The sequence below is a fragment of the Photorhabdus thracensis genome, from assembly GCF_001010285.1.
In the GTDB taxonomy this organism is placed as follows: Bacteria; Pseudomonadota; Gammaproteobacteria; order Enterobacterales; family Enterobacteriaceae; genus Photorhabdus; species Photorhabdus temperata.
On record NZ_CP011104.1, the window covers coordinates 196876 to 219310 of the forward strand.

Annotated in this window: 20 protein-coding genes and 2 tRNA genes; 10 read left to right on the plus strand and 12 right to left on the minus strand. The window is 43.0% G+C overall.

Translation table 11 applies throughout. The features are described 5' to 3' along the window. The first annotated feature begins 46 nt into the window (after positions 1–46). A complete protein-coding gene (gene gltX, locus VY86_RS00600) occupies positions 47–1465 on the plus strand; it encodes a glutamate--tRNA ligase (RefSeq protein ID WP_046973547.1) in 1419 nt (472 codons plus the stop codon). 60 nt (positions 1466–1525) lie between these two features. Here gltX and VY86_RS23900 read toward each other — a convergent pair whose 3' ends face one another. Then, positions 1526–3082, minus strand: a complete 1557-nt coding sequence (locus tag VY86_RS23900; RefSeq protein WP_046973548.1) for a transposase — start codon at positions 3080–3082, stop codon at positions 1526–1528. 259 nt (positions 3083–3341) lie between these two features. Between VY86_RS23900 and VY86_RS00610 the strand changes: the two genes are divergently transcribed. Next, a tRNA-Ala gene (locus VY86_RS00610) sits at positions 3342–3417 on the plus strand. Positions 3418–3474: 57 nt separating this feature from the next. After that, positions 3475–3550 (plus strand) — tRNA-Ala (locus VY86_RS00615). An 88-nt stretch (positions 3551–3638) separates the two neighbouring features. Here the strand turns inward: VY86_RS00615 and VY86_RS00620 are convergent. The 4 genes from VY86_RS00620 to zipA all read right to left on the minus strand — a co-directional run bounded on the left by VY86_RS00620 (position 3639) and on the right by zipA (position 8419). Next, positions 3639–3854 carry a DUF3820 family protein gene (locus tag VY86_RS00620; RefSeq protein WP_021323870.1) on the minus strand — a complete coding sequence of 72 codons (216 nt, stop codon included), beginning with the start codon at positions 3852–3854 and terminating at the stop codon, positions 3639–3641. Between the two features lie 125 nt (positions 3855–3979). Next, entirely contained in the window at positions 3980–5164 is a 1185-nt protein-coding gene (locus tag VY86_RS00625; protein WP_046973549.1) for a NupC/NupG family nucleoside CNT transporter, read from the minus strand. 242 nt (positions 5165–5406) lie between these two features. Beyond that, a complete protein-coding gene (gene ligA / locus VY86_RS00630) occupies positions 5407–7425 on the minus strand; it encodes an NAD-dependent DNA ligase LigA (RefSeq protein WP_046973550.1) in 2019 nt (672 codons plus the stop codon). A 61-nt stretch (positions 7426–7486) separates the two neighbouring features. Then, positions 7487–8419, minus strand: a complete 933-nt coding sequence (zipA, locus tag VY86_RS00635) for a cell division protein ZipA (RefSeq protein ID WP_046973551.1) — start codon at positions 8417–8419, stop codon at positions 7487–7489. A 249-nt stretch (positions 8420–8668) separates the two neighbouring features. Here zipA and cysZ point away from each other — a divergent pair, with 249 nt between their 5' ends. The 5 genes from cysZ to crr all read left to right on the plus strand — a co-directional run bounded on the left by cysZ (position 8669) and on the right by crr (position 13840). Continuing rightward, positions 8669–9409 carry a sulfate transporter CysZ gene (gene cysZ / locus VY86_RS00640; protein ID WP_193386974.1) on the plus strand — a complete coding sequence of 247 codons (741 nt, stop codon included), beginning with the start codon at positions 8669–8671 and terminating at the stop codon, positions 9407–9409. A 115-nt stretch (positions 9410–9524) separates the two neighbouring features. Then, positions 9525–10478: a cysteine synthase A gene (cysK, locus tag VY86_RS00645; protein ID WP_046973553.1), complete on the plus strand. Its 954-nt coding sequence runs from the start codon at positions 9525–9527 to the stop codon at positions 10476–10478. Between the two features lie 630 nt (positions 10479–11108). Beyond that, positions 11109–11366 carry a phosphocarrier protein Hpr gene (ptsH, locus tag VY86_RS00650; RefSeq protein ID WP_021323875.1) on the plus strand — a complete coding sequence of 86 codons (258 nt, stop codon included), beginning with the start codon at positions 11109–11111 and terminating at the stop codon, positions 11364–11366. A 188-nt stretch (positions 11367–11554) separates the two neighbouring features. Then, positions 11555–13282: a phosphoenolpyruvate-protein phosphotransferase PtsI gene (gene ptsI, locus VY86_RS00655; RefSeq protein WP_046973554.1), complete on the plus strand. Its 1728-nt coding sequence runs from the start codon at positions 11555–11557 to the stop codon at positions 13280–13282. 48 nt (positions 13283–13330) lie between these two features. Continuing rightward, the gene (gene crr, locus VY86_RS00660; protein ID WP_046973555.1) at positions 13331–13840 is read left to right on the plus strand and encodes a PTS glucose transporter subunit IIA; all 510 of its coding nucleotides are present in this window, start codon (positions 13331–13333) and stop codon (positions 13838–13840) included. Positions 13841–14114: 274 nt separating this feature from the next. On the opposite strand, the gene cysM is transcribed toward crr, so the two are convergent. The 6 genes from cysM to VY86_RS00690 form a co-directional block, all read right to left on the minus strand. After that, positions 14115–14996, minus strand: coding sequence for a cysteine synthase CysM (gene cysM / locus VY86_RS00665; RefSeq protein WP_046973556.1), 882 nt, complete (start codon positions 14994–14996; stop codon positions 14115–14117). Between the two features lie 527 nt (positions 14997–15523). Beyond that, the gene (gene cysA / locus VY86_RS00670; protein WP_046973557.1) at positions 15524–16612 is read right to left on the minus strand and encodes a sulfate/thiosulfate ABC transporter ATP-binding protein CysA; all 1089 of its coding nucleotides are present in this window, start codon (positions 16610–16612) and stop codon (positions 15524–15526) included. A 14-nt stretch (positions 16613–16626) separates the two neighbouring features. Then, positions 16627–17472, minus strand: coding sequence for a sulfate/thiosulfate ABC transporter permease CysW (gene cysW, locus VY86_RS00675; RefSeq protein WP_046973558.1), 846 nt, complete (start codon positions 17470–17472; stop codon positions 16627–16629). Next, entirely contained in the window at positions 17472–18305 is an 834-nt protein-coding gene (gene cysT, locus VY86_RS00680) for a sulfate/thiosulfate ABC transporter permease CysT (RefSeq protein WP_046973559.1), read from the minus strand. The genes cysW and cysT overlap by 1 nt, the downstream gene beginning before the upstream one ends. Further along, a complete protein-coding gene (locus tag VY86_RS00685) occupies positions 18305–19327 on the minus strand; it encodes a sulfate ABC transporter substrate-binding protein (RefSeq protein WP_046973560.1) in 1023 nt (340 codons plus the stop codon). The genes cysT and VY86_RS00685 overlap by 1 nt, the downstream gene beginning before the upstream one ends. A gap of 246 nt (positions 19328–19573) precedes the next feature. Further along, positions 19574–20182 carry an RpoE-regulated lipoprotein gene (locus tag VY86_RS00690; protein WP_046973561.1) on the minus strand — a complete coding sequence of 203 codons (609 nt, stop codon included), beginning with the start codon at positions 20180–20182 and terminating at the stop codon, positions 19574–19576. A gap of 168 nt (positions 20183–20350) precedes the next feature. Between VY86_RS00690 and VY86_RS00695 the strand changes: the two genes are divergently transcribed. After that, positions 20351–20770: a YgiW/YdeI family stress tolerance OB fold protein gene (locus tag VY86_RS00695; protein ID WP_387695171.1), complete on the plus strand. Its 420-nt coding sequence runs from the start codon at positions 20351–20353 to the stop codon at positions 20768–20770. 45 nt (positions 20771–20815) lie between these two features. On the opposite strand, the gene VY86_RS00700 is transcribed toward VY86_RS00695, so the two are convergent. After that, positions 20816–21247: a GNAT family acetyltransferase gene (locus VY86_RS00700; RefSeq protein ID WP_046976633.1), complete on the minus strand. Its 432-nt coding sequence runs from the start codon at positions 21245–21247 to the stop codon at positions 20816–20818. 136 nt (positions 21248–21383) lie between these two features. On the opposite strand from VY86_RS00700, the gene hemF reads away from it, so the two are divergent. Then, the gene (hemF, locus tag VY86_RS00705) at positions 21384–22292 is read left to right on the plus strand and encodes an oxygen-dependent coproporphyrinogen oxidase (protein WP_046973563.1); all 909 of its coding nucleotides are present in this window, start codon (positions 21384–21386) and stop codon (positions 22290–22292) included. The last annotated feature ends 143 nt before the right edge of the window (positions 22293–22435 follow it).

The following is a 22435-nucleotide window of genomic DNA, read 5'->3' on the forward strand; positions in this document are numbered from 1 at the left end:
CCAATAACGTTCATTGAAAAGTGAAACGTAATTAAGGCAATCCCCAATGAGTAAAATTAAAACCCGTTTCGCACCAAGCCCAACTGGCTATCTCCATGTTGGCGGTGCACGTACCGCACTTTATTCCTGGTTATATAGCCGCCATAACAAAGGCGAATTTGTATTGCGTATCGAAGATACTGACCTTGAACGCTCAACTCAGGAAGCCATTGATGCCATTATGGACGGTATGAACTGGTTAAATCTGAATTGGGATGAAGGTCCTTATTATCAGACTAAACGTTTTGATCGCTATAGCCAGGCTATTGATCAAATGCTGGAGCAAGGGACTGCTTATCATTGCTATTGTTCTAAAGAACGTCTGGAAGAACTACGTGAAACTCAGATGGCAAATGGCGAGAAGCCCCGTTATGACGGCCGTTGCCGTGATAATCAATGTCAGCATAATCCGGATCACCCCCATGTTGTCCGTTTCCGCAACCCACAAGAAGGTTCTATTATTTTTAATGATAGTATCCGTGGCCCAATTGAATTCAGTAATCAGGAACTTGATGATCTGATTATCCGTCGTACCGATGGCTCTCCAACCTATAACTTCTGTGTTGTCATTGATGACTGGGATATGGAAATCACCCATGTCATTCGCGGTGAAGACCATATCAATAATACACCACGTCAAATTAATATTCTGAAAGCACTGGGTGCCCCAGTTCCAGAATATGCACACGTTTCGATGATCTTGGGTGATGATGGTAAAAAACTGTCTAAACGTCACGGTGCAGTGAGTGTTATGCAATACCGTGATGATGGTTATCTGCCAGAAGCACTGCTGAATTATCTGGTTCGTCTGGGTTGGTCACACGGTGATCAGGAAATTTTCAGTATTGAAGAGATGACCGAATTCTTCAGCCTGGATGCTATCAATAAATCCGCCAGTGCATTCAATACAGAAAAACTACAATGGCTGAACCATCACTATATTAATGCCCTGCCCCCAGAGAAAGTTGCCGTTCATCTAGCATGGCACATTGAGCAACAAGGTATTGATACCCGTAATGGCCCACAATTGGCTGATCTGATTAAACTGCTGGGTGAACGCTGCAAGACGCTGAAAGAAATGGCCGAGTCCTGCCGCTACTTCTATGAGGATTTTGCTGAGTTTGATGCAGATGCAGCGAAGAAACATTTACGTCCAGTTGCCCGTCAACCTCTTGAAGTTGTTTGTGCAAAACTGGCTTCAATTACTGACTGGACACCCGAAAATGTTCATCATGCTATTCAATCTACAGCTGATGAGCTGGAAGTTGGTATGGGTAAAGTTGGTATGCCACTGCGTGTTTCTGCAACTGGAGCAGGTCAATCTCCAGGTGTGGATGTGACTATTCATGCTATCGGGCAAAGCCGTACTCTGGCCCGTATTAATCAGGCTCTGGAATTTATTGCTCAGCGTGAAATTCAGCAGTAATTAATGCTACAAAGGCATCACCGATTTAGTGTGGTGCCCTCTATTTTCAAAAAATCTCATTTAATTAATACCACGTTGTAACTCCCGTGACTGCTCCCCGCCGTAAAGAGGGTGTCGCAAAAGGGTTGAGGTCACTTTTTCAAGCATCAAGTTAAATTCAATCACTGACTTTGGGCAGCCTGTTATTTGTATGGATAACAGGCTAAAAATAATCCCTAATATCAGAGCCACCGCTCTTGATAAGTTATAGGCCATTGCATGCAGGGAAAACTCCAGCTTTACCGCTGACAATCCCTTACGCCGAAAGCGTTCCAGTCTCTGAATTCCCCGTAATGCCGAAAATACCGGTTCTACCAGGCTCTTCCGTTGACTCAATATCTGTTTTGACTCCGGTCGGGCCATATGCAAACGAAGTGTCTCCCGCCCTTCATCTTCCGGATAACGTTTTATTTTTCTTCCTCCTTTAGCCTTTGTGCAGCCCGCTTTCTTCGGGCATCCGGCACAATTGTCAGCGCGATAAACCCGATAGGTCCGCGTTTTTTCAGTGGCTTTCACTGTACTTTGCAGGGACAATTGGTGATGAGCAGGACAAATATAGCAATCTTGCTCAGCATCATAAGTAAATAAGGATTTAGGATAGATTTTTCGGGTACGCTGTCGCTCTGAATTTTCTGTACAAAACAGCAAGATCTGATGTTTCTTCGCCTCAGCAATCACATCGTCATGGAAATAACCGGCATCCAATAACAGCTTTTCCGGGTGACCTCCCGAGATAGTGAGATTCTGCGCCAATAACGCGGCCATCACTTGGGTTTCACTGGAGGGGTCGACCGTTTGAGCGACGATAATTCGTCTGTTGTTGACTAAAACAGACGGTTTATAGGAAGTTGAAAATCCCCTTCCCCGCTTGAGTTTCTGGACGACGGCTTCGGGTTCTGTTGGATTGATACGCAGTTGGCTGGCATCCTTCCCTTTTTTTTCGCGATTTTCTTGTCGGCGCCGTAATACGTTGGCTCCCTGTTCCAATTGCTTTATGCGTTTTTCTGTCTGCGCTGTGGCAGGGGTAGCCGTGAGAGTATTTTTTTCACGTGAAATCGCTTCCTGAGTTAAAAGGTGGTAATGAGAACAGGCCGCCTCTATCACTGTCCCGTCACCGGCCAGGCACGAGCCGTCCGAACGACTGCGGTGCAAAATGGATAAGGTCAGTGCCTTAAAAAACGGTCCCGTCAGGACGGATTGGTGCTGATAAATAAAACGCCCAAGACTGGCATGATCGGGCGTAATTCCCTGGCTGACAAAAATACAGCCTAAATCTAAACGCGCAAGTCGTTCAAGTTCTCTGAGCGAGCAGTGTCCTTTCATGATCCCATAAAGCAGGATCCCCATCATGGAGCGTGGAGAATAAGGGGCTCTCCCTGTCGAAGCATAATGGCGTTCAAAGGGGCCCCAATCTTGCTCATCAAGAATGTCAGCAACAATAAATGCGCAACGCTCCCCCATTTGCCTGAGATAATCAGAAAGGGAAAGGGAGCCATCCAATACAGGTAAGTGCTGAGCTTTGACAAACTGACGTTTGGTGTAAGCAGACGGTTCCCGTTTTCGAATGAATAAGGTCATAAAAGATCTGCGCCTAAAGGAAGAGCGCAGATTTTAATGGATAACATGACCTTTTGCGACACCCTCGCACTGGACGAGGGTTTACGGCGGTTTTTGCTAAACGCTTTCTATCTCATTTCAACCCGTTGTTCAGCCTTTATTTTGTCGATCCACCACAAAACTGATGACTTTTTCAACGCTTGCTCTGAGAATGATAAGTTAGCCGTTGACAGTATTTGCAGGGTTTCATATTATGCGCCCCGTTCCATTAATTTTGATTGGGGCTATAGCTCAGCTGGGAGAGCGCTTGCATGGCATGCAAGAGGTCAGCGGTTCGATCCCGCTTAGCTCCACCAAATACTTACCACCAGAATAAAGTGTTTGGTACTAAAATTAGGAAAGACCACATTCGTGGGGCTATAGCTCAGCTGGGAGAGCGCTTGCATGGCATGCAAGAGGTCAGCGGTTCGATCCCGCTTAGCTCCACCAAAATTATCAGGCCCTGAAAGCCACGCTTTCAGGGCCTTTTGTCCATGCATCGTAACAACCACCATTTTGTATAAAAAAAACCTCCCTGCTAATTCTTCTTCAATGGTTTTACCAATGAATCCAACCCTTCTATCTTTATTGCTAAAGTCATCTCCATCAACATGCCCAATTTACCTTGCGGAAATTCGCCTTTACGAGCGAACCACAATAAATACTCTTCTGGTAAATCAATCAGCATACGCCCTTTGTATTTACCGAATGGCATAACAGTATTAGCAATTTCTATCAGATTTTCTTTTTCCATAACTTGCATTTATATCAATTAAAAAAGATAACTCCAGTTTACAGGGATACAGGAAAGATATGCGAAAGGAAAGAAAAAATTTACATCATCCATGATGCAATATTCCACTATAACACTTTATCTTTTTACAGCACCAAACCTGCAATAGCCGCAGACAAGAAGCTGACAAGAGTTGAACCAAATAGTAGTTTCAAGCCAAAACGGGAAACGACATTACCCTGTTTTTCATTCAAGCCTTTAATCGCTCCGGCAACAATCCCAATTGAAGAGAAATTAGCAAAAGAAACCAGGAATACCGACAAAATACCCTGTGAACGAGGAGTAAGTTCTGTCGCAATTGATTGCAAGCTATGCATCGCAACAAATTCGTTAGAAACCAATTTGGTTGCCATGATGCTACCAACCCGCAACGCTTCATCAGCAGGAATTCCAATTACCCAAGCAAATGGATAGAACACATACCCCAGCATCTCTTGGAAGCTCATATCAAAAATCATGCTAAACAATGCGTTAATAGCGGCAATCAGGGCAATGAAACCAATCAACATGGCAGCAACAATCAGTGCGACTTTAAAACCAGCTAAAATATATTCACCCAACATTTCGAAGAAACTTTGGCCTTCATGAAGATTGCTCATCTGAATATCTTCTTCGCTGTCAACAGAATACGGATTAATCAGTGACAGGATGATAAAGGTACTGAACATATTGAGCACTAATGCCGCCACAACATATTTAGGTGCCAAAATGGTCATGTAAGCACCGACGATTGACATAGAAACTGTTGACATTGCAGTTGCAGCCATCGTGTACATTCGGCGCTCAGACATTTTTCCCAGCACATCTTTATAAGCGATAAAGTTTTCAGACTGACCCAGTATCAGAGAACTTACTGCATTGAATGATTCCAGTTTCCCCATGCCGTTGACCTTAGACAACAGAGTACCAATAACCCGGATGACGATTGGCAATACTTTGATATGCTGCAAAATACCAATCAGTGCGGAAATAAAGATAATCGGACACAATACATTCAGAAAAAAGAATGCCAGTTTTGCTCCCATCATGCCGCCAAAAATGAATTCCGTCCCTTCACCCGCAAATTTCAGTAAATGCTCAAACAAGCCGGCAAATCCCATGACAAATTCCTGACCAACACCTGAATTCAGGAAAAACCACGCAAGGACAAGTTCAATAACAAGCAACTGAATAATATAACGAGGACGAATACCTTTACGGTTACTGCTCGCCAGAATAGCAAGGCCGCCAATGACAATCAGAGCCAAAAGGAAATGCAGGATTTGAGACATATCACACTCCAAACACAACAGAAAGCTAGTTTATAAAATGCATTCTATGTAATAAAAGGCGATTAAATGGGATATACATCACATTAGATTGAAATAATTCTTACTCTAAATTTTTATTTAGTGAGATTAATCACATTTTCAGCCAAATCGCATAAGGTCAGATTCGAAAACACATTATCAAATATCACTGATTATTGAGAATAACCTCTCAATAATCAGTAAAACAGAATACAAATAAAAAGTTATTCACCCAATAAACGGATCATTTCTTCTTCATCAATAACTGGAATATTTAACTCATTAGCTTTAGCCAATTTCGAACCAGCTGCTTCACCAGCAATCACCAAATCTGTTTTCTTAGAAACACTACCAGTCACTTTTGCCCCAAGCGCAACAAATTTATCTTTGGCTTCATCTCTAGATAACTGATGCAATGAGCCAGTAAGCACAATTGTTTTACCTGCGAATGGGCTGTCAATCTTCTCAGCCTTTGTGACGACAACTTGCTCCCAGTTGATACCGGTATTATCAATCAGGTCATCGATAACTTTTTGATTATGAGGTTCATTGAAGAAGTTAACCACGTGTTTTGCCACTACTTCACCAACATCCTGGACCTCTTGCAGAGCTTCTTCATCAGCGGCACGTAATTTATCCAGGCAGCCAAAGTGAGCGGCCAGGTTAGCAGCGGTCGTTTCCCCAACTTCACGGATCCCCAACGCATAAAGGAAACGAGCAAACGTAGTTTTTTTCGCTTTTTCCAACGCATCTACCACATTTTGCGCGGATTTCGGCCCCATACGATCAAGCCCGGTCAATTTACCCGCAGTAAGCCTAAAAAGATCCGCCGGGGTTTCGACATACTCTTTATCCACCAGTTGATCAATAATCTTTTCTCCCATACCGTCAACATCCATCGCTCGCCGGGAAACAAAGTGTCTCAGTGCTTCTTTACGCTGGGCTCCACAGACTAAACCACCAGTACAGCGCGCAACAGCCTCCCCTTCAATCCGCTCAACATCCGCCCCACACACCGGACAATGTTCAGGGAAAACAATTTCATCGCTGTCCTGTGGCCTTCTGTCCTCCACAACACCCACGACCTTTGGAATAACATCACCAGCACGACGAATAACCACAGTATCGCCAATACGCAAACCTAAACGTTCAATCTCATCCGCATTGTGCAATGTCGCATTACTAACAGTTACACCAGAGACCTGCACCGGCTCCAGACGCGCTACCGGTGTGATAGCACCAGTACGACCGACCTGAAATTCAACATCACGGACAATCGTCATCTGCTCCTGAGCAGGAAATTTGAATGCTGTTGCCCAGCGTGGCGCACGGGCGACAAAGCCTAACGTTTTCTGTAATTCCAGCGAATTTACTTTGATAACAACACCGTCAATATCAAACCCCAATGTTGAACGCTGGTTTTCAATATCGTGGTAAAAATCAATAACCTGTTGACTATCAGTACAAACCTTAATTTTATCGCTGACCGGCAATCCCCATTGCTTAAACTGTATCAATCGCTCGTAGTGACTGGCCGGCAATTCCCCTCCTTCCAATACACCAACACCATAACAGAAGAAAGCCAATGGCCGTTTAGCGGTAATACGGGGATCGAGCTGACGCAGAGAGCCAGCCGCTGCATTACGTGGATTGGCAAACACTTTTGCACCAGTGCGGCGTGCTTCCTCATTCAGCTTCTCAAACCCTTTTTGGGGTATAAAAACTTCACCACGAATTTCAACACGAGTTGGAATATTCTCTCCGGTCAAGCGCAGGGGAATTGCGTAGATAGTCCGTACATTTGATGTGATGTTTTCCCCTGTTGTACCATCACCACGGGTCGCCGCCTGTACCAGTTCACCCTTTTCATACAACAGACTGACAGCCAAACCATCCAGTTTCAGCTCACAGCACACCACTAAATCCTGATCATCTTTCAGGCGGTCACGCACTCGCTTATCAAACGCCAAATAACTCTCTTCATCGAATACGTTATCCAGTGATAGCATAGGAATTTCATGGCGGACTTGTTCAAAAGCAGTCAGAGGAGCAGCGCCAACCCGCTGTGTCGGTGAATCAGATGTAATCAGCTCCGGGTATTGTTCCTCAAGAGCTTTTAATTCCTGCATTAACCGATCATATTCTGCATCAGGGATCTCTGGTGCATCCATGACATAATACAGATATTCATGATGACGCAATGTTATTCTGAGATTTTCTATTTGTTGAGCAGTTGATTTCATGACTTATAACCAGCGATAAAAAGCCCCCGACTGGCGGAGGCTTGAACATTCGATAAATTGATTATACCTGAACATCAAGTGTGCTGCGAATGCGTGCTTTATACAATTCGATTTTTTGTGGCGTCAGCATTTTGCGCTCATCATCAAGCACCACTCCCCCAACATCAGAAGCAATGCGTTGAGCCGCTTGCAACATCAGCTTAAAATTCTGATTAGCTTCTCCATAAGAAGGTACCATCATAAACATGGAAACCCCTGGAGTGGTAAAATCAGCCATTGTTTCAGGATTAAATGAACCCGGCTTCACCATATTAGCAAGGCTGAATAACACCGGGCCGCTACCCGATGGATTCAAATGGCGGTGGAAAATCTGCATTTCTCCAAATTGGAAGCCAGATTGCAGGATACTTTGCAGCAAGAGCTCACCATTCAGTGCTTGACCGAGGTGTGCTGCCACATGAAGAACCAAAACGATTTCTTTTGCCGCTTTGGCCTGCTCTTCCTTTTCACCATCCCCCTCTTTTGCCATATTCTGAGACTTTTCTTCCGTCTGAGGCCTATTTTTCTCGGGCTCATCCTGTCCTTCGGATTCAAACAGGCCAAGCTGGGGTTCCTGCTCTTCTATTTCTGTTACTGCTTTTCTGGTTGTAGTCTCAGGCTGATGACTAGCCAGCAATGGATCATTGCTTTCTTCAGACGTAGCAACATCCATTTCAGTTAACTTTGGCTGACGGCGCTCAATAACCGGCTCAGCTTTATATTCCTGATGAGGTTTTACCTGCTTATGGGCGTAAGGTCTTTGTTGATTGTCAAACGCTTCATCATCACTGTCACCGACGGAACTCTCCTGACGATCATGTTTATGACGTTTAACTGGGCGATCACGAAAAAGCGAAGAGCGCTCTTTACGGCTGGTCCACAACCCATGTAACAGCAAAGCTATTATTGCTATCGCACCAACAATGATTAATATCAGACGCAAATCCTGCATCATTGCTATCTCTGTTGTTTAATTAATATGCCACCACGGCGGAACATTTTCTGTATTAACTGTATTTGTCAAATAACACAAGTGCAAGCTTATACACACTTTTCTTATCAGAAAGATGCCTGATAAGCATCTTTTGCTTTTTTTTTATACAAAACAATACTAGTCAGTCGAAAATCCTGCCTATATGATAGCGTTTCAATCATACAGGAGAGAATAGGAAGTATGCTTAATTTGACAAAATCACCAAAAAATTTGAGCGGCTTTCAGTATTTGGTGCAAGGTTGCAGATTAATTACTCGCCCAGGTATTAAAAGATTTGTTCTATTGCCCTTATTGGCAAATATTTTGTTACTTGGTGGTTCATTTTGGTGGCTCTACCAGCAACTGGAAAACTGGATCCCCTCAATACTGAACAAAGTACCGGATTGGATGCAATGGCTTAGTTACATTGTATGGCCACTGGCAGTGATTTCTGTTTTGCTGATTTTTACTTATTTATTCAGCACGATAGCGAACTTCATAGCAGCTCCGTTCAATGGATTACTGGCGGAAAAACTGGAAGCTGATTTAACGGGAACCTCTGCGCCGGATACCGGGGTTAAGGAACTGGTGAAAGATGTTCCACGCATCCTGAAACGGGAATTGGTAAAACTGCTCTACTATATTCCACGCGCTCTGGTTTTACTGCTTCTCTATTTTATTCCTGTTATCGGGCAAACTGTCGCACCTGTGCTCTGGTTTATTTTCAGTGCCTGGATGCTGTCGATCCAATACTGTGATTATCCATTTGATAACCATAAAGTCAGTTTTCCAACAATGCGTAGCGCCCTTCGTCAAAACAAAATGAATAACCTGCAATTTGGTGCGCTGGTGAGTATTTTGACAATGATACCTATTGTCAATTTGGTGATTATGCCTATCGCAGTATGCGCTGCTACTGCAATGTGGGTAGATCGCTATCGGGATCAACACGGGTTTCGTATTATAAAATAAATTCATTCAAATGTTATTCTTTAAGACGATAAGAATATATTCAAACTATATTTCCATAACCTGATTGTTGGCGTATCGTTGACCAAATATCACTAAAGGGAGTTGAAAGACGAGTATGAGTAAAATTTACGAAGACAATTCTTTAACAATTGGCCGTACCCCGTTAATTCGCTTAAAACACTTTGGCAATGGACGTATTCTAGCAAAAGTAGAGTCTCGTAACCCAAGCTTTAGTGTAAAATGCCGCATTGGTTCTAACATGATTTGGGATGCTGAAAAACGCGGTATCCTACAGCCAGGAAAAGAGTTGGTAGAGCCAACCAGTGGTAATACCGGGATTGCTCTTGCTTACGTTGCAGCATCCCGTGGCTATAAATTAACGCTGACTATGCCAGAAACAATGAGTATTGAGCGTCGCAAGCTACTGAAAGCACTGGGGGCAAATCTCGTGCTAACTGAAGGCGCTAAAGGTATGAAAGGAGCCATTGAGAAAGCCAATGAAATTCAGACCAGTGACCCCAATCGCTATATTATCCTGCAACAGTTCAGCAATCCGGCAAACCCGGAAATCCACGAAAAAACCACTGGTCCGGAAATCTGGGAAGATACCGATGGTGAAGTAGACGCATTTGTTACCGGCGTAGGTACTGGCGGCACACTAACAGGCGTTGCCCGTTACCTGAAAAATACCAAAGGTAAAAACATCACTGTGGTTGCAGTAGAACCCGAAGACTCACCGGTAATCAGCCAGACTCTGGCCGGTGAAGAAGTGAAGCCCGGCCCACATAAGATTCAAGGCATTGGTGCTGGTTTTATTCCAGATAACCTTGATCTAAAACTGGTTGATCGCGTATTCAAAATCAGTAATGACGAAGCAATTAAAACCGCTCGTGAAATCATGATGAAAGAAGGTATTTTGGCGGGTATCTCCTCCGGCGCTACCGTTGCAGCCGCAGTGAAGCTTTCTCAGGAACCGGAATATCAAGATAAAAATATCGTCGTCATTCTGGCTTCATCAGGTGAACGTTATCTGAGTAGTCCATTGTTTACTGACTTGTCTGATGAATAAAAGTATTTAAGCAAGTTACTTAGTTTTATTGATAAAAAAGCACCTAAATGGTGCTTTTTCTGTGTAGTAGATCAAACTTTTACACTTTACCAGATGATTTCTTACAATGGGTTTAGTATTTAACCAATAATAATTATTTCGATGCTCGAAATTAATTAACAGAAGTAGTAGTTTCAGTTAAGTAGCCCTGCAATCTATCTTTACTTCAAACTATCAATCAGAAGCATCGAAAAGAATAATTTTTTTGATAATTGATAAAATCTTTTATTATATTATCAATCTTATAGCCTATACCAGTAGGTGCAATTGATGCGGGCCGTTCTTGTGCATGGTGTTCTTATGAAAGAAACGTTCTTATGAAAGAATAGTGAACACGGACAGCACGCATAGTCTGGAGCGTACGCATAGTAACGTATAGTACGTAAGGAGTGATTCGTTTCTCTCCTCTTCGGGCAAAACTGAAGGGTGCTCAAAAGCTATTTATCGCTTTTGTCGAAACATTGCCGGGCTCGCACTTTAGGCATAAAATCGCCCTACTGGGATAGGCAGTTAATGAATACTCAAGTTAAGATTTGTTTATTACAATTTTTTAACTTACATAGCAAAAATCTAAGTTATTGAGGAAACGTCATGTTCCAGCAAGAAGTCACTATTACTGCGCCAAATGGCCTACATACCCGTCCCGCCGCACAGTTTGTTAAAGAAGCAAAAAGTTTCTCTTCCGACATTACACTGACTTCCGGTGGCAAAACGGCCAGTGCGAAGAGCTTGTTTAAGCTACAAACTTTAGGGCTAACTCAAGGCACTGTTGTGACCATCTCTGCTGAAGGCGAAGATGAGCAAAAAGCGATTGAGCATCTGGTTAAATTGATGGCAGAACTGGAATAACCTTCCGTTGACCACAACGCCAGTCAAGATTCAGTAGATTGTGAATAATAAACTGATATTCACTTAGCCGTTCCTCATCCCTGGATAAAGTCTTATCCGGGGATGTCAGTTTAAATGCATTTCCTAAAACAGCAAACCATCTGTAGGCTGGCTCTTTAAAGAATACTTATTAGTAGTTAGGTAACATCATGATTTCAGGCATATTAGTATCACCAGGCATCGCTTTCGGTAAGGCATTATTACTGAAAGAAGACCCAATTATTATCAATCAAAAAAAAATCAGTCAAGAACAAGTCGAACAGGAAATTTCCCATTTCAAGCAAGGCCGTGAAAAAGCCTCATCTCAGTTAGAAATAATCAAAAATATAGCGGCAAAAAACCTCGGAGAAGAAAAAGCTGAAATCTTCGAAGGGCATATCATGCTGTTGGAAGATGAAGAACTTGAACAAGAAATTATTTCGTTAATTAAAAACGATTTCAAAGCTGCGGATGCCGCAGTATATTCTGTGATTGAGACTCAGGCCCAAGCCCTCGAAGATTTGGATGACGAATACCTGAAAGAGCGTGCCACAGACGTGCGTGATATCGGTAAACGCTTGCTGAAAAATATTCTGGGTATGTCCATTGTCGATCTGGGCTCAATTTCAGAAGAAGTTATTCTGATCGCCAACGATTTGACCCCATCTGAAACTGCGCAACTCAATCTGGAAAAAATTCTTGGTTTCATTACTGATTTAGGTGGCCGTACCTCCCATACCTCAATCATGGCCCGTTCTCTTGAACTTCCAGCGATCGTCGGTACCACCAATTCGACAACCACAATCCAAAATGGTGATTACCTGATCCTGGACGCGGTAAATAACCATATTTATATCAATCCATCTGATACAAAAATTGAACAGCTAAAAAAAGCCAAAAACGAATATCTGGCAGAAAAGGCTGAACTTGCGAAATTGAAAGATCTACCTGCAATGACTCTTGATGGTCATCAGGTTGAAGTCTGTGCCAATATCGGTACCGTCCGTGATGTTACTGGTGCTGAACGCAATGGTGCTGAAGGTGTCGGTTTATACCGTACAGAATTTCTATTTATGGATCGTGATGCGCTGCCAACAGAGGAAGAACAATTCCAAGCGTATAAAGCCGTCGCCGAAGCAATGGGTAGCCAAGCGGTTATTATACGTACGATGGATATTGGCGGCGATAAAAATCTGCCCTATATGAATCTGCCGAAAGAAGAGAATCCATTCCTTGGTTGGCGTGCAATTCGTATTTGCCTTGATCGAAAAGAGATCTTACATTCTCAGTTACGTGCTATTTTACGTGCATCTGCTTTCGGTAAATTACGTATTATGTTTCCAATGATTATTTCTGTAGAGGAAGTATTACAACTGAAAGCAGAACTTGAATTGCTGAAAGGCCAACTTCGTGAAGAAGGCAAAAAATTCGATGAAGCAATTGAAGTGGGTGTGATGGTAGAAACACCCGCTTCAGCAGTCATTGCTCATCACCTGGCAAAAGAAGTTGATTTTTTCAGTATTGGGACAAACGATCTAACTCAGTATACTCTTGCTGTAGACCGCGGTAACGAATTGATTTCTCATCTTTATAACCCGATGCTACCAGCAGTATTGAGCCTGATTAAGCAAACCATTGACGCTTCACACGCTGAAGGTAAATGGACGGGGATGTGTGGCGAGCTTGCAGGTGATGAACGTGCTACACTGTTGTTATTAGGTATGGGGCTGGATGAATTTAGTATGAGTGCGATTTCTATTCCCCGCATCAAGAAAATCATTCGTAATACGCGTTACGAAGATGCAAAAGCGCTGGCTGAGCAAGCCCTTTCTCAGTCTACCGCTCAGGGGTTGATGGAGTTGGTTGATACATTTATCAAAGAAAAAACACTTTGCTAACAATATCGGTTAAAACGCGGTCCAGTATAAACAATTAGGAGAAGATTCATGGGTCTGTTTGATAAACTGAAATCTCTAGTTTCAGATGATAAAAAAAACAGCGGCACTATTGAAATTATCGCACCTTTATCTGGTGAGATTGTCAATATTGAAGATGTTCCAGATGTTGTTTTCGCCGAGAAAATTGTCGGCGATGGTATCGCTATAAAACCTGCCGGCAGTAAGATAGTTGCACCAGTTGATGGGACGATCGGTAAAATATTTGAAACCAACCATGCGTTTTCTATCGAATCGGACAGCGGTATTGAGTTATTTGTCCACTTTGGTATTGATACGGTTGAACTTAAAGGAGAAGGCTTTAAGCGCATTGCTGAAGAAGGTCAACGTGTCCAGAAAGGTGATTTAGTTTTGGAGTTTGATCTTAAACTCCTTGAAGAAAGAGCGAAATCAACCCTGACACCTGTTGTTATTTCCAACATGGATGAAATTAAAGAATTGTCCAAACTGAGTGGTTCTGTCACTGTTGGTGAAACACCCATTATGCGTATTAAAAAGTAGCAATACTTTAACTACCGCAATACCCTTTTCATATTAAAAAACAGCCGCCAATAACGGCTGTTTTTTTATTCCGTTATTCGATTTACATCACCTTTACATTCAGAAATCGGGTAGTGTGAGCAGAGCTTACTGCTACTTTTACTTTGCTCTACTCACTCTGAATGACTACTTTTAATATCTGCCAACGCAACAACCCCCAAGGCTCTCTGCTATCCCCTCTTTTCAGCCATGTTTGTAAATTCATAATGATACTGGTTGGCATCTTATAACCAAATTAATTAAATACTCCAGTAGAAAGGTATCTGTCACCCCGGTCGCAAATAATTACAACAATCACAGAACCTGGATTTTGTGCCGCAACGCTTAATGCACCGGCAACAGCGCCGCCGGAACTAACGCCACAAAAAATCCCTTCTTTGTGAGCTAACAAACGCATAGTCTCTTCAGCTTCTTCCTGTGTGATATCCAACACTTGATCCACCAGCTCCTTTCGAAAAATGCCGGGCAGATAAGCTGGCGACCAACGGCGAATACCTGGAATATGGCTATTCTCAGCTGGCTGTAAACCAATAACCTGAACACGGTTATCCTGACTTTTTAAATAGCGGCTAACACCCGTAATTGTCCCGGTCGTTCCCATACTGGAAACAAAATGCGTAATGCGTCCTTGTGTCTGCTGCCAAATTTCCGGCCCGGTAGTAGTAAAGTGAGCTAAGGGGTTATCCAGATTATTGAATTGATCAAGAACTTTACCTTCACCATTACGCTCCATTTGTTGAGCTAAATCACGCGCGCCTTCCATACCCACGTTTCTACTCACCAAAATAAGCTCTGCACCATAAGCACGCATAGAAGCCTGACGCTCAAGGCTCATATTATCAGGCATCAGTAATTTAAGGTGATAACCTTTTACTGCGGCAATCATTGCCAACGCAATACCTGTATTTCCACTGGTGGCTTCAATCAATACGTCACCGGGAAAAATTTCACCCCGCAATTCAGCCTGCTGAATCATTGACAGTGCTGCCCTGTCTTTTATTGAACCTGCTGGATTATTACCTTCAAGTTTTACCCATATTTCCACACCCAGCTTATTGGTCATTCGTTGTAGTTTTACCAGCGGAGTATTGCCTATAAAATGTTCCAAGCTTGTCACAGCTATTACCTATTTTTATTTAATAGAACAGCGAAATAACCATATTCAGGAATATATCGCAAGACCTTAACTAAACAACCACCGACTAAAGTAGCAACTATCTTGAGCGATAGTTTTATGGGGCAATGAGATGGTACGATTCATCCCATCCCTCATTCTTTTTAACCATGATTAAACTGAATAAAAAGCAGAGGTGAAAAGGAGTAAAAACAACAGCTAAAAACTTATACCGATTAAAACCATCAGTTAAAAAACGACTTTTAATAACAGGTTAAAACCAGCCCATCAAGTAAATACAACTTTTCAAAAAGAGAGTAAATTTCATTTAATCGAAAATTATTAACCATTAATAGCGAGTTGAAAAGAAATCCGCACGTAAAAGAATATTATCCGAAAAAACGGGTATTAAAGCGTTTTCTCGCCGGTTATTTTACGAAGAAAACCCTAAAAAACAATGCAATAAAAAATGCCCATCTCCAGGCGGTAAGGGGATGAGCAAATAGTACCAACCAAAATTTAAATAATTGTCAGGCAGTCTGGGCTAAACTAAGGGTTTGCAGCTGTTTATCACCCGCATATAAACGGGCTTCAGTACCACCAATAAAATAACGGCTGCCTCTTGTCGGTACTGACGTTTCATCGAACCAAACAATAGCAACCGGCTCCTGATGCCAGCCCAGAGGCTGGACGGAAAGCTGCCAGAAATGTCCTCGAGGACTCACTTCCGTCACCTGTACAGGCAGTGGACTGGATGGTGTAGGCTGCGAATTTATCATGACTTCCCACGGACGCAGGAAAACATCAACATTCCCCTGATGAATTGGTGTCACTTTGAGAGGCAGGTGTTGCCCGCCAATCAAAAGTTGAGATCCTTTAATCTCACCACGAAGATGGTTAACTTCACCAAGAAATTCCATCACAAAACGGCTGGCCGGATAACGCCATACCTCTTGTGGCGTGCCTACCTGTTCAATATTACCCTGACTCATAACAACAACCCGATCAGCCACTTCCATCGCTTCTTCCTGATCATGAGTCACAAAGACACTGGTGAATTTCAGTTCTTCATGCAGCCTGCGTAACCAGCGGCGTAGTTCCATCCTTACCTGAGCATCCAGTGCACCAAACGGCTCATCCAGTAACAGAATTTGTGGTTTAACAGCCAATGCCCTCGCCAGTGCTACCCGCTGTTTTTGTCCACCCGAAAGCTGTGACGGATAGCGTTCAGCAAGATGTGTCAATTGCACCATTTCCAGCAATTCTATAACCTTCCGGCGGATAGCCGCCGTATCAGGACGCTTACGCCGTGGCAACACTGTTAATCCGAAAGCAACGTTATCGAATACGGTCATATGCCGGAACAATGCATAATGCTGAAATACAAATCCAACCTGACGATCTTTGGCATGCATGCGGCTCACATCCTGCCCGTGGAAGCTCAGCTTTCCCGCAGTCTGTTGTTCCAGGCCCGCAATAATCCTTAGCAAAGTTGTTTTACCGGAGCCTGACGGGCCAAGCAGAGCGACCATTTCTCCGGAAAAAATATTCAGAGTGATATCGCTCAAAACCTGAGTCCGACCAAAACATTTACTGATATTATTAATTTCAATACTCATATTGTGCTCCTACTTTAACCATGCTGGCGGCCTAACCGCCACTGCAAAGCACTTTTAACAACCAAGGTGATAATTGCCATCAACGCCAGTAATGCCGCCGCAGTAAATGCCCCTACAGTGTTGTAATCTTGATGCAATAATTCAACTTGCAACGGCAATGTATAAGTTTCACCACGAATAGCACCGGATACTACTGACACAGCACCAAATTCACCAATCGCCCGGGCATTGGTCAAAACCACACCATATAATAACGCCCAACGGATATTGGGTAATGTCACCCGCCAAAACATTTTCCAACCAGATGCCCCCAACAATATTGCCGCTTCATCTTCCTGACTTCCCTGACTAAGCATCGTCGGTACCAGCTCCCGAACAACAAACGGGCAAGTCACAAACACTGTGACCAATACCATGCCCGGCCAGGAAAACATCAGTTGAATATCATAAGGTTCCAGCAAACTTCCTGCCCAGCCATTCGAACCATAGAACAGCAGATAGAGCAAACCCGCTACGACCGGCGACACAGCAAACGGGATATCGATTAACGTCATCAAACATTGCCGTCCCGGAAACTGAAAACGTGTCACCAACCAGGCAATCATCACACCAAAAATCAGGTTTACCGGAACGGTGATCAATGCAATCAGTACCGTTAACCAGATGGCATACAGCATGTCAGGATCTAAAAGATTCTGAGTGACCACCTCAATTCCTTTAGAAAAGGCGGTCATAAATATCCACACAATTGGGATCACTAACAGTAAGACCGAAAACAGGGCTCCTGTTGTGATAAGCCCCCATTTCCCCCAATTGACAGGCGGTCGTTGCGCAATAGAAAATTGAGACAATTCAGCCATTAATGCCCTCCAATCCGCTTACCAAAGCGGCTTTGCAAGGTATTAATGCTAAACAGTAATATCAGGGATACCGCCAATATGACCGATGCAATGGCACTGGCAGCCGGATAATCAAATTCTTGCAAGCGGATGAAAATCATCAGCGATACCACTTCTGTCTGCCATGCGATGTTACCTGCAATAAAGATCACGGCGCCAAATTCCCCCAGGCTGCGGGTAAAAGAGAGTGCAGCACCAGCAATTAAAGCCGGAGATAATTCAGGCATGATTACACGCCAGAAAGTTTGCCAGCGGCTGGCACCTAATGTCTGAGCCGCTTCTTCATACTCCGGCCCCAACTCTTCAAGTACCGGCTGAATAGTTCGCACCACAAATGGCAGACTGGTAAACGCCATTGCCACCGCAATGCCCAGCCAAGTATTCACCACTTTCACATCAAAGTGCCCAAGAAGTGAACCATACCAACCTGTAGCAGAGAACAGCGTTGCCAATGTCAACCCGGCTACCGCAGTAGGCAACGCAAAAGGGAGATCCATCAAGCCATCCAATAAGCTACGGCCTGGGAAACGATAGCGGGTTAAGACCCATGCCATCAGCATACCAAACACCGCATTGAATAAACTGGCAACCGCTGCTGCCAGTAATGTCACTTTGTAAGCCGCCACTACCTGGGGATTAGCAATAACCTGCCAATACTGTTCCCAGGTCATACTGGAAAGCTGCACAACCAATGCACTCAGGGGCAATAATAAAATCAAGCAGGTATAGAACAAGCTACTACCTAAACTCAGCCCAAAACCAGGCAATACTCGCTTACTGGATACCGCAAACATTACTTATGCCCTTCCGCCAGCAATTGATCCAGTGTGCCATCTGTATTGAAGTGGGTTTTCATCACTTGTGGCCAACCACCAAACTGATCTTCCAGTCGGAACAATTTAGTTTCTAGGAAACGTGCTTTTTGCTGATCCATCACTTTTTTATCGCTGACACGATAATTAAAGCCAGTGATGATCTGCTGTGCCTGTGGGCTATAGAGATAATTCAGATAAGCTTTCGCCGCCTCCTCAGTGCCGTTTCTCACAATATTCTTATCAACCCAGGCAACAGGGAATTCCGCCAGAATATCTATCGGTGGGACAATCACTTCATATTTGTCGTTACCATATTGTTTACAGATATTGCTTACTTCAGATTCGAAACTTATCAGCACATCACCCAAACCACGTTCAATAAATAAAGTCGTTGCACCGCGACCGCCAGTATCAAACACGGTGACATTTTTCAGGAAACGTTTCATCCATTCGCGGGTTTTATCCTGATCCCCACCATTTTCCTGTTGAATAGCTCCCCACGCAGCCAGATAAGTGTAACGGCCATTACCGGAAGTTTTAGGGTTTGGGAAGACTAATTTGACATCTTTACGTACTAAGTCATGCCAATTACGGATATTTTTGGGATTACCTTTACGCACCAGAAATGCTATTGTGGAATAGTAAGGTGAACTACTATTTGGCAGACGGCTCTGCCAATCAGCGGGTATCAGATCACCACGATCATGCAAAATTTGCACATCTGTCACCTGATTGTAAGTCACTACATCAGCCCGCAATCCCTGAAGAATTGCCAGCGCTTGTTTCGAGGAGCCTGCATGGGATTGTTTGATTATCAATTTGTCCTGTGGATGCTGCTCATTCCACTGTTTTTCAAATTCAGGATTAAGGGCAGAAAATAGCTCACGCGCAACGTCATAAGAGCTGTTTAACAACTCTACAGCAAAGGCATTACTGCTGCCCAATAAAGTTACGGCTACCAGTCCATTTAGTATTTTATTGTTTACTGAATACTTTTTCATTTCTCACCTTATCCGTTATTTCACCAAATAACGCTCCGGTGACTAATGTATCCAGTTTATTTATAACAGGGTAGATAACTATCGCTGTTTAATATACCAAATTGCAATTAGAAAGTATGAAACGCAATAAGCTGGCAGAAATAGTCAAGTTTTTAATTGAAAAATGCGGGCCTGCTACAGCTCCGCAAGAAACACATCAAATTCACCAAACTGACTCAGTTTGTACTTTCACTCAGAAACAGCTTTTCACCGTTTCCAAATGATACGTTCCACTTTCCAGCTTTTCAGAACATCATCAGAAGGCATCAAACCTTCCGGACCATTCCAGTTGCCTGTAAACAGATAACTGACATTCTTGCTCTGCGGAGATACGCAGATAACTGCCCTCTTTTCTAATTCACTCACCGTATTTCGGCAAGCATCAAATGCCCGGTTATAAAGCGCCGAGAATGGTGTACCGATCTTTGTCCCCCAGACGGTTTCAATATCTTTATCCAACACATCAATACGGCTGACTTTTCCACCTGCCTGACCAAAAAGTTCTATTTTCAATTGATCACCCTCCATCGCTTGAAATACCGTCACCAACTGACCATTTTTCGTTTCCATGCCGCTGCGTAAGTGGTACTTCCCATCTAACCCTTTATCTATCGCGTCCTTATTCATTGCTGTTAAACTATTTATTTCCCCTACCCCTTGAGCTGAGATTTTTAACGAGCCGCCAAACCAGCTAAAAGGCGACAAACTCGACCATGAAAAACCAGATGAACCCGCACAACCAGCCAGTAACAATGAACAACCTATTGCGGCAAAACGTAATCCTGACAAAATGTTAGTTAAAGAAAATTCCTGCATAACTGGCTCCTTTTGATTAAATACAGAGATGGCTACTGAGACATCACACCACGATTGTTAGTTTCAGAGAACAGTTTAAATTATTAACAATGAGTGAATATCACATTGATTAAATATCGCTTGCCGGTATACTGCTTTTCAAAAAAAAGTCATCGTAATAAGGTCAATATGATGAAAAAAACATTTGCAACCGTCACCCTGATTGCTTTATTCAGTACACCATTAACAGCGCAAACCTCACATATGCAATCGGGTGGTTTTTCTGGCCCAAATGCGGCTCAAACCTCAATCCAGACAGCACCACAAGGTGGTTTTGTCGATAACAATGTAAGAATTTCGACCACTGAACAAGTTAAAAGTATGTGGGATGACAGTTGGGTCGTGCTGGAGGGAAATATCGAATCCCGTATCCGTGGTGATCACTTCATATTCCGTGATAATGCGGGAGTTATTGAAGTCGAAATTGATCATAAATACTGGAATGGCCAAACAATAACACCTCAGGATAAAGTCCGTCTTGAAGGTGAAGTCGACAAAGAGTGGAGTTCTGTGACAGTTGATGTGAAAAAAGTGACTAAATTGCACTAATGATTTTGTGGCTGAGTGATACTCAATTCAGCCACATGACTCAACTTAATATTCCTGATCAATAATCAGACGCTTGCTGAAAATAACGCTCTCTTGATAGCAATCTTCATATTCCAACTTTTCGCACATATAGAGAGTGGCATCGTTATCCTCAGGCACAATAAAAATTATTTTCGGACAGCCACGGGCAATCAGCTTCTTTTCCAACCGGGAAATTAATGCATTCGCAATTCCCCGTCCCCGGAATTCAGGATGAACACCTAAATAATATGCCGAACCACGGTGACCATCATAACCCCCCATAACAGTCCCAACCACTTCTCCTGCCACTTCCGCGACTAAAAACAGGTCAGGATCATGCGTTAACTTACGCTCAATATCCATTTCAGGATCAACACCAGGATTAAGTAAATCGCAGCGTTCCCATAAGATAATCACTGCTTCAAAATCATCTTGTCGAAATACCCGAATTTCCATTCCTAACCAACCTGTTTTTATTGAAATAACCATTTCACATTATCTTCGCTTTAGCATTGGAATCAATACGAAAATGTGTTCTCTATCACTAATAGGTATAATATGGCAATCACTGCATTATAATGAGAAAAGAATCATGAACACACCAAACATCAATCAGATTAAATCTTTTTTCCTTTCATTACAAAATGAAATTTGCCAACAACTGGAGCAGGCAGATAGCAAAGGGAAATTTATTGAGCAATGCTGGCAACGGGAAGAAGGTGGTGGTGGCCGCAGCCGAATTATGAAACAAGGTGCTATATTCGAACAAGCGGGCGCTAATTTTTCCCATGTATCAGGAGTCATGCTTCCCTCATCAGCAACAGCTCATCGCCCTGAATTGGCTGGCCGTAATTATCAGGCCATGGGAGTCTCTCTGGTTATTCATCCTTTAAATCCCTATATCCCAACCAGCCATGCTAATGTCCGGTTTTTTATTGCGGAAAAAGAAGGTGAAGCACCAGTATGGTGGTTCGGTGGCGGTTTTGATTTAACACCTTATTATGGTTTTGAGGAAGACGCTATTCACTGGCACACTACCGCCAGAAATATATGTCAACCCTATGGAGAAGATCTCTATCCAAAATACAAAAAATGGTGTGATGATTATTTCTATATTAAACATCGTAATGAAGCGCGTGGAATTGGCGGCTTATTTTTTGATGACTTAAATACTCCCGATTTTGAACATTGCTTTCACTTTACTCAGGATATAGGTAACGGTTTTCTTTCTGCCTATCTGCCTATCGTGGAAAAAAGGAAGAACATATTATGGAGTGAACGTGAACGACAATTTCAATTATATCGCCGTGGTCGTTATGTTGAATTTAACCTGGTTTGGGACAGGGGAACCCTATTTGGATTACAAAGTGGCGGACGAACAGAGTCTATCTTAATGTCCATGCCCCCCTTAGTACGCTGGGAATATAACTATCATCCTGAGCCAGGATCTGCGGAAGCTGCTTTATATATTGACTTTCTGCCAGTAAAAAACTGGATATGATTTTTTATCATGTTAGGAATATTATAAACAATTATTCCTAACTATTTATATTTTTAATACGACCAATACAGAAATCCCTCACACAAACTGCATAACAATTTATTAACAACCCTTTAACACAAAAGAAGCAGGTTGGCCCTGAT